Source organism: Brevibacillus sp. FSL K6-6036 (assembly GCF_037964015.1).
GTDB lineage: Bacteria > Bacillota > Bacilli > Brevibacillales > Brevibacillaceae > Brevibacillus > Brevibacillus borstelensis.
Map to the genome: position 1 here is coordinate 3,461,843 of NZ_CP150173.1, position 15,219 is coordinate 3,477,061.

The window sequence follows — 15,219 nt, forward strand, 5'->3', positions numbered from 1 at the left end:
CGTCATGCGGGTGCCCTTCCGAAAAAACTACTCCGACACGTTCTCGTACGGATTCAGCTCTCCCGGATACAGCCTGTCAAAGATAGCTCCTAGCCGCTCCGCACTCGTCTCATCCAGCTCCAGATGGTAGAGTCGCCCCGCTTCCATGCGAATCAAAGGATAAGCTCCGTGTCTGAGCGGCACCGCATCCTCTGTCGAAAGAAATTCCGGCAACGTAAAGAGAAAGCGTGAAAAAGGATTGGCTTCATCTTCAGTCAGATGAACCACCTCAAACAAGTCTGACATCTCCGGTGTCACGATGAGTCTCAGCAGCCCATCATGTTCGGCTGCCCACACGGTAAAAGACCTCTCCCTGACTTCGCTTCTGGCATGGCGCCGCATCACCCATACAGCTTGATGGACGGTGCTCATCAGCAAATGCTGGGCTTCATCTGCGCCGTGTTTGTCCTGCAATCGCATAAAGTCGATCAAGTAGGCCGTTCCCTTTTCCTCCAGCTTTGCATCCGAGAGGAAAGAGAGCGGAACGCTTTGCGCTTCCGCTGCTTCCTGTACCTCGGCCTGATGCGGAAGCTCGTCAGCCCTGTCGAAAAACAATGCTTCCACCATCGCATGCGCTTGTCTCGCTTCCTCTGGCGAAAACGAAATCCCCTCCGTATAAATATGCGTCAGCCGTCCCTCTTCAAAGGCCAAATAGTGCAGGGGAACCTCGGCTTGTTCCAGCATCCGCAGCGCCATGCCGCGGTCCTCAGTTCGCTTGATGTCAAACGACAGCGGAAAGCCCAACGGATCGAGCGGATCAGTGAGCGTCCAGATGACAGCCAAGAACTTGTTGCGATACGTTTTAAACTCGACGGAGACAGCGTCCCGTGTCGATTCGCTGAAGGCGTCAATGCTCTCGAAGACGAGGAACAGCTCAACATCGCCAGCCGCAGACATTCGGGCAAAGTAGGGCAATCCTTCTGTCTCTGCCAAATGATACAGATCGGAATAAACCGCGGAATCAAGCACCTCTCCCTGGGTATCGGATGTAGGCGATACCCGCTTCGGATCGGGGATCAAAGCGGGACGAAAGGACTCGTGAACCGTCATTTTTTTTCGTTGCCCGACTGCTTTACAATCGGCCACTCCAGCATTTTATCGAGCAGTGTCCGGTCTGTCGCGTCGATATGTACCGGGGTTACCGCGATGTATCCGCGTTTCACCAGATAGTAGTCTTCTTCAGGTGTAGGATTGCTTCTGTCCGGGTATTCGCGAGTCAGCCAGTAGCCTTCTGCTTCCTGATTGTATTTGTCTTCGTAGTGGTTCATCGCCAGTGCGGCAGGGACGATTCCGCGGATTTCTTCCGGCGGCAAATGCGGAATGTTGACGTTCCAGAACACTTCGGGAGCCAGTCGATCCTCTCTTGCCTGATCGCAAAACAACTGCAAAAGCGGGCGAATGATTTCCTCCACCTGTCCGTAATTGTCCTGGTCGGTCCAGTTGTCATAGGAGAGAGCCACGCCCGGAATGCCCAAAATAACGGCTTCTCTCGCTCCGCTGCAGGTACCCGAATAATAAATGTCCCGTCCCAGATTTGTCCCTACATTGATCCCGGAAAAAACGATATCCGGTTTTTTGCCTTCCTCAAACAACAGGTGGTAGGCGCCCTTGATACAGTCGGCAGGATTTCCGTCGATCGTCCACGCGGTCACCGGCAGTCCGTAAAAGGAATGCGGCTTAGGCGAGAGCGCACTGCGGTAGGTCAGGCCGTGTCCTACGCCGCTTCTTTCCTCGGCGGGAGCTACAACAAAAATCTCTACATCGGACAAGGCGAGAAGCGCTTCAGCCAGTTTGCGGATGCCCAAAGCCTCAATCCCGTCATCATTCGTCAACAATACTCGCAACATATCATATCCTCCCTTTTCGTGACGCTGCTGCCCATGATTTCTTTGTTCCGGCAAGCCGCGTCCGGATTCTGGCAGGCTGTCTTCTCCTTATTGTACCAAAAAGACCTTTTGTCCGGGAAAAAAGAGGCGTGCAAAAAAACCGCAGACCGGTTTGCACGCCTCTATAGCTATTCCCATTTCACACCAGAAAAAACTGCTTCCAAGCACTCACGGACTTATTCGCCGACGATCTCCTTCCAGCGGTCGCGCCATTGAATCCCTTCCACGATCCATTCTTCCACCTGTTTTTGCTTTTCTTCGGAGATTCCCAACAAGCAGGAAATTCGTCTAATTTCCAACGTTTCCGCAAGCGAAAGCTTTTGATCGACCAGGGCGATTTTGTACAACTGCCGGAGCAGACCGAGCTTCTCCGGCAGAGACAGGTCCACCATGTCCTTGACGATGGTTTCCGGCTGCTTGGGGTAATCCATATCGTCCATGAGAATCTGTCTTTCTCTCAGCGTAAAGTGCTCCGAGTTGACCAGCTCATGGATTCGGCTCACTTCTTTGTTTCCTATATAACCATCTGCATGACCGACGCAGATTATGAGGCGAATGGATGCAAACAAAATATGTTTGTCCTTTTCCGTTTTCGTATACACTTCTATATCCTCCCTCGAACTCTTGGACGCTGATTCTTGTTGTTATATCGTTTCCTAATTATACGATGAAAGAGGAAAGCGGTTTCATACAAAAATGTGACATTTTTTTATGTTCTCACCACAATTCGACAAAGATCCGGCCAACCGTGTGCACCAAGCGAGATACCGCCAAGCCTCGAGTCCGCCCTAGCTTCGATCCGATTGCTGTACAAGGGCAAAAACAGGCGCTGGCTGGCGATCCATTTCATCAGCTCCTGCATTTTTTGCGTTATTTGCTCCTCATCTGCTGCGGCACACCCTCTCTCAACACGTTCCATCACCTCATCGGCAAACCCAGGCGAGAGAAAATGAGACAACGCAGCCGAATCGTCAAATAAAAATTCCAGGAGTGACAGGTGCTCGCGCTCATCCATATTGGCGCTGTCCAGGATGAGATCAGCCCCGCGCATCTGTTGGCTCGCCAACACTTCGGGCTCGACATAATGGATCGCCAGCTTGATGCCGTATCGCCCCAGGCGCTTTTGCAGCCATTCCGCATCTTCCACATGATCGTATTCGGGCATCGTGAACAGACTGAGCGTCTCGCCCCGGTAGCCGCTTTGACGCAGGAGCTGCTGAATTCGCTCTTCCCTTGGACGCTCAATCTCTGGAGGCTTGACCTGACTTCCACTCCAATGAACAGCCGGCTGTCTGTCCCCTCCCAGCTCGGCCAGCATCGCCGGACGGTCGATAATGAGATCGAGCGCCTCCCGGAGTGAATCGTCCTGGAGCGGCCCCGGCTTGCCTGCATTGCAAGCCAGGTATTGAAAGCACTGCTCGATCCTGTAAACGGTTTGCCAGTCAGCTCGCATGGTCTCGCCGTCAACGCCAGCCTCGCCGGGAGCATACAGGATTCGGGGGATGTCTGCTTGCCCGAGCTCAGGCGCAGTCTCGCGTTCCGGCACCTGCCACAGCTCGATCCGATCCAGAAACGGCCTGCCCCCAAAGTACGGCTCGAACGCCTCCATCACCAGCATCGAATCGTCGTTGCGGACGATCCGAAACGGACCCGTGCCTGCCGGCATCCTACCGAACTCCTCCCCCATACGCTCCGTGTAATCCTCCGGAACGATTGCAGCGTACTCTTTGCTGAGGGCATGAAGAAACAGAAAATCCGGACGATGCAGCATGACTTTTACGACGTATGAATCAATGACCTCCACCTGCCGGATCGAGCGAGTAATCCACCGATGCGGGGAGGCCTGTTTGCCGAGCCTGAGCAGGGAATAGCGCACATCCTCCGCTGTCAAGGCACGGCCATGGTGAAACCGTACGCCTTTGCGCAAATAAAACGTATAGGCTGTGCCGCCATTATCCACTTCCCAATAAAAGGAAATTCCTGGTTCTATTGTCTTGTATGCGGGATCAAAGCGGACGAGTCCGTCAAACACGTGACGCACCAGATTTGCCTCTGAACGCATCAGCAGTCTGGCCGGGTCCAAAATCGGCTGCGGTCTCGACGCAAACAGCCGCAGCATATCGAGCCGCTTGCCGTGTCTTTTTTGGACATGCAGCCCGAACTGGCTGTCCATCCAACGCCCAAACGCCTCTTCAAGTCCTTCCCATTCATCCTGGTGAAGGGCTACAAGCTCTTGTCCGTCGCGAATATCTCCGCGAAGAATCATTTCCTGGGCCAGGGAGAGCACGACATCCCCCGGCTGCAGCCGAAAGGTCAGCGTCGACTGATTGCCCCTGCCCCTTCCTGGCCGCCAGTCTATCCATCCCCGTTGCTGCAGCTTTTTTACCGTTGTCGCGGCATTTCGCTTCGTACAGCACAAGTGAGATGCGACCTGCTCCAGACTGATGGAAATCGGGCGGGATACGCCTTGCTCCCGAAAAAATGAATACAGCCGATGGTAGTGTTCGAACAAAAGCATGCGATAGTCCCCCTAAAACATGAAAAAAAACGGGCCGAATCTGTACCCTTTTTGTCCTGGTGTTTTCCCCGTACAATCGGGAACAACCCAAAAATCATTACAGAAAGGATACCAGATATGAACGAGAAAGCGACACGCCTTTTTTCCAGGTACCCTGTGATCCTCTGGGTCCGGCTCTTCGGCGAGCTGCTGACGGAGCTGTCCCGCAGCATGATAACGCCGTTTCTCATTTTGTACCTGCACGAAAAAATCGGGGGAAGCATCCCCTTGATTATGCTCGTGATCGGGCTGCAGCCTGCAAGCGACATTCTCTTTACGCTGATCGCGGGAGGCGTAACCGATCGGTACGGCCGTAAGCCGATCATGCTGCTCGCCCTGCTTTTGCAAGGCCTCAGCATGCTCGGAATGGCCGCGGCAGGCTCGCTCGCAGCGTTTGCCCTTTTGTACGTGCTAAACGGCATCGGCCGTTCTCTGTTTATCCCGGCAAGCCGGGCCGTGCTGGCCGACAGCATGACGGCCAAGCAGTTGACAGAGGCCTTTGCCCTTTTGAGTACGGCAACCTATATCGGAGCCTCCGTCGGCCCTCTTCTGGGCGTTCTGGTCTATCAGACGGCACCTGCTCTTGCCTTTGTCTGCACCGGTCTTTCGCTGTTTCTGTATGCTGCTGTCATCTGGTGGAAGGTGCCGGAAACGAAGCATCAGGGGCAAAAAGAATGCGCGAGCGCACACGAGCAAATCTCGTTTCGCAAAGTGGGCGCCCATCGCGCTGTGCTTTCCATGATGGTCCTCGCTCTGCCGATCAGCTTCTTCTATGCCCAAACCGAGACGAACCTGCAGCTTCATCTGAAGAGCGGCTTCGCCAATTATCTCGATGTGCTGGCATGGCTCGCTTTGACGAAAAGCATCTCGGCCATCATGCTTGAGTTTTGGCTGGTGAAAGCTACTCAGCGCTTTTCCCCCCGCCGACTGGTGGTCTTTTCCTACATCTGCTTCGCCGCAGTCTCCTGGACTTACGGGAATGCCGACAGCATTATCCTGCTGCTGTGTATGCAACTGGTGTTCGTCATGGGAGAAAGCATCGGCCTGAACCATATGCTGACGATGGTATCCAAAATGGCTCCCGCCGCGATGCGGGGCAGGTACTTTGCCGTGTACGGCTTGCACTGGGACATATCGCGCACGCTCGGCCCGCTTGCCGGCAGCTTTCTGTTTCTGCACTTCGACGGAGCCGTCCTGTTCACCATCGCGACGGCCTTGCTTCTGATCGGTGCTGTGATCCAAAACGTTTTCCTTCGCCGCATGGAAAAAGCCTCCCCGCTTAGTCGGGAAGGCTCCGGTTCGTAACTAGCCCGTGTATTCGTTTTGAATGCAGGCTCAGCATGACACCCCTAGGACAAAAGATACCGGTCCTCGCTGAAGGACTCTCCGCCGCGGGCTTGTTCAAAGGCCCGCAGGAGATCCTGCGGCTTCATCGTTTGCTTCTTCTCCTGAGGAATGTCCAGGATGATCCCGCCGTCATGCAGCATCAGCAGGCGGTTCCCCATATTGAGCGCCTGCTCCATGTTGTGGGTGACCATAATGGTGGTCAGTTTGTACTGCTCGACGACCTTTTGGGTCAGATCGACGATCAATTGAGCCCGTTTTGGGTCGAGCGCAGCCGTATGCTCGTCAAGCAGCAAGATCTTCGGCTCCGTAAAGGTAGCCATCAACAGGCTCAAGGCTTGTCGCTGACCTCCCGACAAAAAGCCTACCTTTGTCTTCAGGCGGTTCTCCAGCCCCTGATCTAGCTGCCTCAACTGTTCGCGGAACAGCTCCCGCTTCCGGTTGTTCACTCCAAATGAAAGTGTCCGCCGCTTTCCGCGCGCATAAGCGATCGCCAGATTTTCCTCGATCGTCATATTCGGCGCAGTCCCCGCCATCGGGTCTTGAAACACGCGGCCAACAAAGGAGGCCCGTTTGTGCTCGCCCAGCTTTGTCACGTTTTTTCCGTCGATGATGACGCTGCCGGTATCCGGGATCAGTCCGCCGGAGATGATGTTCATAAGCGTGGATTTCCCCGCTCCGTTGCTGCCGATAACCGTAATGAACTCGCCGGGAGTGACGTTCAGATTGATTTCCCGCAGAGCGATTTTCTCGTTGACTGTCCCCTCGTTGAACACCTTGCGTACACGTGAAATTTTAAGCATCGCCTCTCCCTCCTTTCGTCGCCCGGAACGGCTGCCTTTTCCAGACGCTTTTTGCAACCGCCGGAACGGTCAGCGCGATAATTACGATGAGCGCCGTAATCAGCTTCATGTCGGACGGATTGAGCCCCGCGTCCAAGGCAAGCGCGATCACCAGACGGTACACGACTGAGCCGAGGATAACGGCGAGCGTAGCGCGGAAGATCGACGAGCTGCCAAACAGCACTTCCCCGACGATCACGGAGGCAAGACCGATGACGATCATCCCGATCCCCATCCCTACGTCGGCAAAGCCTTGGTATTGTGCGACCCAGGCGCCGGAAACTGCGACCAGCGCATTGGACAGGCCGAGCCCGATAATTGTTGTCGTATCCGTGTTGGCTCCAAAGCTGCGAATCATCTTCGAGTTGTCTCCGGTTGCGCGGATATCAAGTCCAAGATCGGTTTGCAAAAACCAGTCGATAATAGCCTTCAGCAAAAGGATGCCGATCAGGAAAACGAGGGCAACCCCGGTGAAAAAGACGACCCCTCCCACCGCGAGATTGGGCACCCCAAGATCTTTCACAAAGGTATACAGCGTGTCCTCGCGCAGAAGCGGCAAATTGGCCTTGCCCATGATCCGAAGATTAATGGAATAAAGTGCAATCATCGTCAGAATCCCGGCCAACAGACCGTTGATTTTGCCCTTCGTGTGCAATACTCCGGTAAAGATGCCCGCTACCCCTCCGGCCACGAAGGCCATCAGGGTAGCGAGAAACGGATTCGTTCCTTCGATGATTAGTCTGGCTGCCAGCGCCCCGCCCAGTGCAAAGCTGCCGTCCACGGTCAGATCGGGAAAGTTCAAGATGCGAAAGGTCAAATATACGCCCAGGGCCATGATCGCGAACAACAAGCCCTGTTCGATTGCTCCGTGTAATGCCAGATTCATAATATCCTCCTACGATTATTGCTCAATCACTTCGCCAGCGCGATCAAGCATGGATTGCGGAATTGTCACGCCCATTTTTTCTGCTGCCTTCTTGTTCAGCACCAGCTTCATGTCGGCTTGCATTTCTACAGCCATGTCGGCAGGCTTGCTTTCGCCCTTGAGAATTTTCACGGCCATGTCGGCTGTTTGCGCGCCCAGTTTTGTGTAGTCGATGCCGTAGGTTGCGATCGCGCCGCTTTTGACGGAGTTCTCTTCGCCGGCGACTACCGGGATTTTTTGCGATTCGGCCACACCGAGAACAGCGGAGATCGAAGAGACGACCAGGTTGTCTGTTGGAACGTAGAAAGCATCTACTTTGCCTACCATCGATTCAGCCGCCTGCTTCACTTCTGTCGCGCTCGTTACGGCTGCTTCCTGTATCGCCAGGCCGAGCTTCTCGGAAACGGCTTTGGCTGCGTCTACCTGCACCTTGGAGTTGACTTCGCCGGAGCTGTAGATGACACCTACTGTCTTGGCGTCAGGCTTCAGTTCCTTTACCAGCTTCAGCTGCTCTTCCACCGGGTTCATGTCAGACGTACCGGTTACATTTCCGCCCGGCTTATCCATCGCCTTTACCAGGCCCGCTTCGACCGGATCGGTCACCGCTGTAAACAGGATCGGAATGTCCTGGGTCGTCTGCGCGGAAGCCTGAGCGGTCGGAGTCGCGATCGCCAGGATGAGATCAACCTTGTCGGAGTTGAACTTCTGGGCAATTTGGATCGCTGTGTCCATGCTCGCCTGTGCCGAACTGATATCGTACACGACTTGCTTGTCTTTTTCATATCCGTTCTTTGTCATCTGTTCGATAAAACCTTCGCGTGCCGCGTCAAGCGCAGGGTGCTCCACAAACTGGGCGATACCGATTTTTACCTGCTTGGTTTCCTGAGAAGGTGCTGGTGCTTCTGCCGGCGTCTGAGCAGATGGCTGGGCAGAATTGTTTGCCGGTGTACTTTGTTGCCCACATGCTGCAACGGACAAAAGCAGCAAAGGACACAGAATTTTCTGGACCAATTGGATAGACTTTCTTTTTCTCATAATGTATCAAAACCCCCATTTGAAATTTTTTTAATCTTACCATGATTAAAACAGGTTGGAAAGCTGTAATCTGGTGCTTTCGGGGGAAGTGATACAAATCCTTGAAAAAAAGATAAGAAGAGAGCTTGGCGCTCTCTTCTTTTTACTTCACGATCTCTTTCGCCTGTGATTTGAGCGCTTCGGGCACAGTCAGGCCAAATGTTTCCGCGGCCTTTTCATTGATGTACAAATCAGCTTGTTTGGAAACCTCTACCGGTGTGTCAGCGACTTTTTGTCCTTTCAGGATGCGAGAAGCCATTTCACCGGTCTGCTTGCCGATTTGATAGTAGTCGATGCCGTACGTAGCCACTGCTCCCCGCTTCACCGTGTCGGTATCGGAGGCAAATACCGGGATTTTGTTCTGCTCCGCTGCTCCCAGTACCGCTTCAAACGAGGATACGACCGTGTTGTCGATCGGGATAAACATGGCGTCCGTTTTACCGGCAAGCCCCTGTGCTGCAAGCTGTACTTCAGAGAGCTGGGAGATGCCGGCCTTGACTACTTCAATGCCCTCTTTTTTCGCCGCTTCTTCCAGTTCCTTTACCTGTACCTCGGAGTTTACCTCCGAAGTCGTGTAAATAACGCCCAGCTTTTTGAGCTCGGGCAGGAAGGTTTTGACCAGCTTCAGCTGCTGCTCCATGGATACCTTGTCGGAGGTGCCTGTGACGTTTTTGTCAGGCTTTTCCAGACTGCTGACCAGTTGGGCAGACAGCGGATCGGTCACAGAACTGAAGACGACCGGCTTGTCCGTAATCGCCTTGGCGGCTGCCTGCGCGGATGGCGTAGCGATCGCTATCACCAGATCTTTTCCGTCGCCGGCATACTTCTGCGCAATCGAGACCGTATTATTCATATCACCGTGGGCGTTCTGATAATCGAGCTCCACGTTTTTTCCATCTTCATAGCCGGATTCCTTCAGTCCGTCGACAATCCCCTGACGGATCGCGTCCAGTGCCGGGTGCTCCACAAACTGGGTCAACCCGAGCTTGACGACTTGCTCACCACCCGCAGCAGGCGTAGCCGAACCGGTGCTTGCGGCTTCCGGCTGGTTGCCACAGGCTGTCAGCCCCGCGAATAAACATGCGGATAGTAAAAAAGATACTGCTTTTCTCATCTGAACTTCCTCCTCTAATCTCTGCTAAGCTAAACTTGTGTCCCATTATAGCACAATTTTTTCGGATGAAAAGATTTTTTGCCGCAACTATCGCAAACGCTTTGTCTCAGCCGTTTGGAACCGGCTCCTCCTGGCCTTCCTGCTCTTTTGGCGCTTCCTTCGCGACTTTTTTTACCAGCACCCTCGTAATCCGGTAATGATCGACCTCGCCGACGACGAATTCATAGCCGGTATGCCGCACCGTATCCCCGACTCGCGGCGGATGGTCGATCTGCATGTAAATCCAGCCGGCGAGTGTGTCTACCTCTGTATCATCGAGATCCAGGTCGAGATAGTCGTTTACTTCTTCCAGCAGCATTCGTCCGTCAAAGGAAAGCTGGCCGTCCTTTTTTTCCACCTCGGGCCGTTCATCGTCGAATTCATCCTGGATGTCGCCGACGATCTCCTCCATAATATCCTCCAGAGTAACCAGCCCCGCCGTTCCCCCGTACTCGTCGATGATGATGGCGAGCTGCACCCGCTGTTTTTGCAGCATGGTCAAAAGACGGCTGATCGAGATCGTCTCCGGGACGGTCAAAATCGGGCGCATGATCGATTCCAGGCTGTTGCTCTTGCCTTCCAGCAGGCTGGTCAAAAGGTCCTTGATATGCAGGCTGCCGACGACGTGGTCCTTGTCCCCGTCGACCACCGGGTAGCGGGTAAACCGGCCGTGCTGGACGAGCTTGATGTTTTCCTCCAGGGAGTCGTCGAGATTGAGCACGACCATATCTGTACGCGGGACCATAATTTCTCTGGCCATCGTTTCTGAAAAATCAAAGATGTTGTCGACCAGCATCAGCTCGGTTTGGTCGATCAGTCCGCTTTTGTGGCTCTCGCTGACCAAAATCCTGATCTCTTCTTCCGTGTGCGCCTCCTGGTGCGGCTCCATCGTGATGCCGGCCAGACTCAAAATTTTTGCAGCCGACCAATTGAGAAAGGCGATAAACGGGTACATGACCTTATGAAACAACTGGATCGGTCTGGACACGTGGAGGGCTACCCATTCGGTCCGCTGGATGGCGAGCGATTTGGGAGCGAGCTCGCCGAGGACGATATGCAAAAACGTAATGATGGAAAAAGCGATAATAAAGGAAATGCTGCCGACGAGGGCCTCGTTCATTCCGAAATAGTGAAAGACCGGATGCAAAAGATGGGCGATGGCAGGTTCTCCAAGCCACCCCAGTCCCAATGACGCGAGGGTAATTCCCAGTTGACAGGCCGACAGATAAGCATCCAGATTGTCCAGCACCTGCTCTACATTCCCCGCTCTTTTGTTGCCCTCTGCCACCAGCTGCGTGATGCGCGATTCCCGCACCTTGACCACGGCAAATTCAGTTGCGACGAAAAAGCCGTTGAGAAGGACGAGGATTACGATCAGGAACAGATTGAACACGTTCCCCCATACGTCCATGCCGTCTCTCCTCCTTCATCGGGGTTTCTTCGGGTTAGTGTAACCCACACAGTCCCAAAAGTTTCCCCGCGGCACTGCGCCAACAAGGACTGGAGCATTTTTCCACTGAGGAAAGGCGGTTTTTCTTTCTATATCATGATGTGATAACATGGTGCTAAACGAACATACAATCGGCGAGGTGAAGAAGTTGTCGTACCGTCCCGATTTGCCGATGATTGTGCAAAGCGATCGGACCATTCTCCTGGAAGCCCAGCACCCGTTGTTCAATGAGGCGCGTCAGGCGTTAGCAGGCTTTGCGGAATTGATCAAAAGCCCCGAGTACATCCATACGTACCGCATTACGCCGCTTTCCCTGTGGAATGCCGCAGCGGCCCATATCGCCCCTGAGCAGGTAACCGAGGTGCTTGGCACGTATAGTAAATACGGAGTTCCTTCTACGATTGTCCGTGAGATTCATGAGACGATGAAGCGCTACGGACTTATTCGTCTGGAAAAAGCAGCGGATCAACTTCTTTTGACCGGCGACGATCCCCTGCTGCTGCAGGAGCTGACGAGCTATCGCTCGATATCGTCATTGTTGGAGGAGCATCGGGAAGAGCATGAGTATCCGGTCAAGCCGTACGCACGCGGTTTGATCAAGCAGGAATTGATCCGCCTGGGGTATCCCGTACAGGATCTGGCAGGCTATACAAGCGGCGAGGATTGCCCTGTTTCCCTTTTACCGACCACGGCTTCCGGAAAGGCGTTTTCCTTGAGAGGATACCAGCAGGAAGCGGTGGATGCTTTTCATGCCGCCGGATCGGCCTTGGGCGGCAGCGGCGTGCTTGTGCTCCCCTGCGGGGCGGGCAAAACCGTTATCGGGCTGGGAGCTTTGTGCCAGCTTCAAAAAGCAACCCTGATCCTGACCACCAATACCACTTCTGTCAGGCAGTGGATTTCCGAATTACGGGACAAGACAGACCTTGATCCCGCCATGATCGGAGAGTACACTGGCGAGCGAAAAGAAGTGAAGCCCGTGACTGTGGCCACATACCAGATTCTGACGTACAGACCGGACGCAGAAAGCGACTTTCCGCACATGGAGCTGTTTTCCAAGCGGGATTGGGGATTGATCATCTATGATGAGGTGCATCTGCTGCCCGCTCCCGTTTTTCGCGTCACATCAGGCATTCAGGCGACGCGCCGGCTCGGACTGACCGCTACGCTTGTCCGCGAAGACGGACGAGAAGAGGACGTCTTTACGCTGATCGGCCCGAAAAAGTACGAGATGCCGTGGAAAGTGCTTGAAGAGCAGGGGTGGATCGCCGGTGCCACATGCCAGGAAATCCGTCTGCCCTTTGAGGCGAAGTGGCGGGAGGCTTACGCCCATGCCGGAGCGAGACAAAAGTTCCGGATCGCTGCAGAAAACCCCCGCAAGCTCGATGTCGTCAGAAAGCTGCTCGACCGCCACGGAAATGACCGGGTCTTGATTATCGGTCAATACGTGGAGCAGTTGGAGCAAATGGCACAGCTGCTGGACATCCCTGTCATTACCGGAAAAGTGCCGGAAAAAGAACGGGAGTCGCTCTACCAGCGCTTCAAGGCTGGCGATCTTACGCGCTTGATCGTCTCCAAGGTAGCCAACTTTGCGGTCGACCTGCCCGATGCCAATGTCGCGATTCAAATATCCGGTACGTTTGGCTCGCGGCAGGAGGAAGCGCAGCGGCTGGGCAGAATACTGCGGCCAAAACAAAAAGAAAACACGGCCCATTTCTACACCTTGGTCACCAGGGATACGAGAGAGCAAGAATTTGCTATGAATCGCCAGTTGTTTCTGGTAGAACAAGGATATAAATACGATGTGATAGAAATAGAGTCGCTGGACTGAAACGTTTCAGCATATGCCAGCGTCACATAGAGGGAAGGAGGCCGGAGATTCGATGCAATCCGACGCCGAAATCATTCAGCGGATTCTCCAGGGCGACATTGAAGGATACCGGGAGTTGATCCAAAGGTATCAGCACATGATTTACGTGTTTATCTACAAAATGGTAAACAATCGTTCCGATGCGGAAGACCTGACGCAGGAGGTCTTCGTCAAAGCGTATGAAAAACTCTCCACCTTTCGGGGGGACAGTCAATTCTCCTCCTGGCTGCATACGCTCGCACGCAACAAGACAATCGATTTTATCAGACGGCGCAAGTTCCATGATTCTGACGAACAACTGGCCTACGTCCCTTCCCAGGTGCGCGACGAATCTCCCCAGGAGTCGCTCATGAACAAGGAAACGCGCAGGGAAATCGAGGAGGCTTTTGCCTTGTTGTCTGATTCGTATCGGGAGGTCATCGTGCTGCGCTGTACGCATGAATATCCTTTCGAAAAGATTGCTGCGCTGCTCGGCATCGCCGAGTCGACAGCCCGCGTCCGATATTTGCGCGCTCGCCAGGAACTGGCCAAACTACTTTCACGCAAGGAAGGGGGGCTCGTACATGAACTGCCAGGAATTTAGAAAAGCTTGGGAAGACACCACGAATGAGAGCACGCTTTTCCATATCGAAACATGTGAAGAGTGCATGGTCTGGATCGAAGCACAATTTGCAAACGGCGAGGAGGTGCAGTTCTTGAAAGAGGTTCCTCAGCCGTCGGCGCAATTGGAAGACAACATTATGCAAGCGATATACAAGATGACCGGACAAGAGTCTACTCCCCAAGCCGCTGCAGCCCTTGTCGTCAAACCGGCTGCGCCGCGCCGCTTCAGACCGAACATCTCTTCGATGGCATGGGTTGGTGCCGCGGCTATCCTGCTTGTCGTCGGTGCGATCGGCTTCCAGCAAACACAAAACAGCAGCCAGGAAATCAGCATGAAAGCGGAGTCCAGCGCAGCCGATATGCAAGGCGCCATCGTTTCCGCTCCCGCTGCAAACAGCCCGGCTTCTGCGGCCATGGACACAAAATCAGGCACTCAGGCCTTCGGCGGCAGTTCAACTGAGTCAATCCAGGCAGCACCGCCTGAAAGTAAAGCAGCACCTGCTCAGGAAAAAGCCGGACAACCCGATGGGAATGCAGGTGGCCCAAACCAATCGGCTTTTGGCAATCAGATTGCCATGGATGTACCTGCTGAGAAAATCGGCGAGCTGAAGTCTGCCAGGGAGTCTGCAAAACCGGAAGGAAATGAAGCGCCCGAACCCAAACGGCCGATAATCGCTGCCCGCAATGCAAATGGAAAGCCTCCTGCAGATCAGCCAAAAGCGAAAGGCAATACGGAAGCCGCGCCAAATCAGCCAGGGCAGCACAACACGATCGCAGGCGTTCCAGCGGACGAACAGAACAAAGCGCTTGCCAATCAGCCTGTAGGCGCACTGGCTCTGGACGCGAATGCCGACGAAGCAGGACAGCCTGCCGCGGAGCACGCACCTGCGCTCGTTGGACCTGCTGTCTCGACTATGGCAAAGTCGGAAATTACCCTTTCCAGCTTTTCTGATGTGGAGACGGCGGCACACGCCTCAGATATGCCTGTACCCCAGGCAGGACAGCTGCCTGAAGGTTTTTCTCTGCATGCGATTTCCGCTCAATACGAATCGCAAACCAGTCAAAAGGTCATTCGTTTGACATCTGAGTACAAGCGAAACAAAGACTGGATCAAGGTAGAAGTGGTTCGCAATGAACACGGGAAACGGAGTCTGTCCATCCCTGGCACCTTCACTGCGACCCAACTGTTTACCGTTCAATCAGAGCAAGCCATTGCGGTTACTTTTGACAAACAGGCAAACGCGGGCGAAGCCGCAGCACAGCACGCCGTACACTTCAACGCCCAACCGGACAATCAATCGCTGTACGTCGTTGTCACAGCAAACGGGGTTACACTGGATCAGCTTGTGGAAGCGTCAAAGCAAATCACATGGCAGTAAGAAAGACGCGGGTAGTCGCTCCCGCGTCTTTCGTTATATGAGGGTAGCCAGCAGAAGTTGGCTGGCCATTTTTTATTTTGGGGAGTGAGGCATCACCCTC

At 54.1% G+C, this 15,219-nt stretch carries 13 protein-coding genes; 4 read left to right on the forward strand and 9 right to left on the reverse strand.

Going from position 1 to position 15,219, the window contains the following annotated elements:
- Positions 1–27 precede the first annotated feature (27 nt).
- The 4 genes from NST37_RS17425 to NST37_RS17440 all read right to left on the reverse strand — a co-directional run bounded on the left by NST37_RS17425 (position 28) and on the right by NST37_RS17440 (position 4,443).
- Positions 28–1,089: a hypothetical protein gene (locus NST37_RS17425; RefSeq protein ID WP_039070888.1), complete on the reverse strand. Its 1,062-nt coding sequence runs from the start codon at positions 1,087–1,089 to the stop codon at positions 28–30.
- Positions 1,086–1,886: a 5'/3'-nucleotidase SurE gene (surE, locus tag NST37_RS17430; protein ID WP_003386653.1), complete on the reverse strand. Its 801-nt coding sequence runs from the start codon at positions 1,884–1,886 to the stop codon at positions 1,086–1,088. Before surE ends, NST37_RS17425 begins: the two co-directional genes overlap by 4 nt.
- A gap of 215 nt (positions 1,887–2,101) precedes the next feature.
- Entirely contained in the window at positions 2,102–2,527 is a 426-nt protein-coding gene (locus tag NST37_RS17435; protein WP_003386654.1) for a TerB family tellurite resistance protein, read from the reverse strand.
- Positions 2,528–2,634: 107 nt separating this feature from the next.
- Positions 2,635–4,443, reverse strand: a complete 1,809-nt coding sequence (locus NST37_RS17440) for an ABC transporter substrate-binding protein (RefSeq protein WP_339185612.1) — start codon at positions 4,441–4,443, stop codon at positions 2,635–2,637.
- Positions 4,444–4,560: 117 nt separating this feature from the next.
- Here NST37_RS17440 and NST37_RS17445 point away from each other — a divergent pair, with 117 nt between their 5' ends.
- Positions 4,561–5,787: an MFS transporter gene (locus NST37_RS17445; RefSeq protein WP_339185613.1), complete on the forward strand. Its 1,227-nt coding sequence runs from the start codon at positions 4,561–4,563 to the stop codon at positions 5,785–5,787.
- A gap of 44 nt (positions 5,788–5,831) precedes the next feature.
- Here NST37_RS17445 and NST37_RS17450 read toward each other — a convergent pair whose 3' ends face one another.
- The 5 genes from NST37_RS17450 to NST37_RS17470 all read right to left on the reverse strand — a co-directional run bounded on the left by NST37_RS17450 (position 5,832) and on the right by NST37_RS17470 (position 11,231).
- The gene (locus NST37_RS17450; protein WP_003386658.1) at positions 5,832–6,629 is read right to left on the reverse strand and encodes an ATP-binding cassette domain-containing protein; all 798 of its coding nucleotides are present in this window, start codon (positions 6,627–6,629) and stop codon (positions 5,832–5,834) included.
- A complete protein-coding gene (locus tag NST37_RS17455) occupies positions 6,622–7,554 on the reverse strand; it encodes an ABC transporter permease (protein ID WP_024984977.1) in 933 nt (310 codons plus the stop codon). Before NST37_RS17455 ends, NST37_RS17450 begins: the two co-directional genes overlap by 8 nt.
- Before the next feature lie 15 nt (positions 7,555–7,569).
- Positions 7,570–8,631 (reverse strand): ABC transporter substrate-binding protein, encoded by a 1,062-nt coding sequence (locus tag NST37_RS17460; protein WP_024984976.1) that lies wholly within the window; start codon positions 8,629–8,631, stop codon positions 7,570–7,572.
- Between the two features lie 139 nt (positions 8,632–8,770).
- Positions 8,771–9,781: an ABC transporter substrate-binding protein gene (locus tag NST37_RS17465; RefSeq protein ID WP_024984975.1), complete on the reverse strand. Its 1,011-nt coding sequence runs from the start codon at positions 9,779–9,781 to the stop codon at positions 8,771–8,773.
- A gap of 106 nt (positions 9,782–9,887) precedes the next feature.
- Positions 9,888–11,231 (reverse strand): hemolysin family protein, encoded by a 1,344-nt coding sequence (locus NST37_RS17470; RefSeq protein ID WP_003386662.1) that lies wholly within the window; start codon positions 11,229–11,231, stop codon positions 9,888–9,890.
- 148 nt (positions 11,232–11,379) lie between these two features.
- Between NST37_RS17470 and NST37_RS17475 the strand changes: the two genes are divergently transcribed.
- Genes NST37_RS17475 through NST37_RS17485 form a run of 3 tightly spaced genes read left to right on the forward strand, consistent with a single transcriptional unit; the run spans position 11,380 to position 15,119 of the window.
- A complete protein-coding gene (locus NST37_RS17475) occupies positions 11,380–13,098 on the forward strand; it encodes a DNA repair helicase XPB (RefSeq protein ID WP_174768861.1) in 1,719 nt (572 codons plus the stop codon).
- Positions 13,099–13,150: 52 nt separating this feature from the next.
- Entirely contained in the window at positions 13,151–13,720 is a 570-nt protein-coding gene (locus NST37_RS17480; RefSeq protein ID WP_003386667.1) for an RNA polymerase sigma factor, read from the forward strand.
- Positions 13,701–15,119: a hypothetical protein gene (locus tag NST37_RS17485; RefSeq protein WP_339185614.1), complete on the forward strand. Its 1,419-nt coding sequence runs from the start codon at positions 13,701–13,703 to the stop codon at positions 15,117–15,119. Before NST37_RS17480 ends, NST37_RS17485 begins: the two co-directional genes overlap by 20 nt.
- The last annotated feature ends 100 nt before the right edge of the window (positions 15,120–15,219 follow it).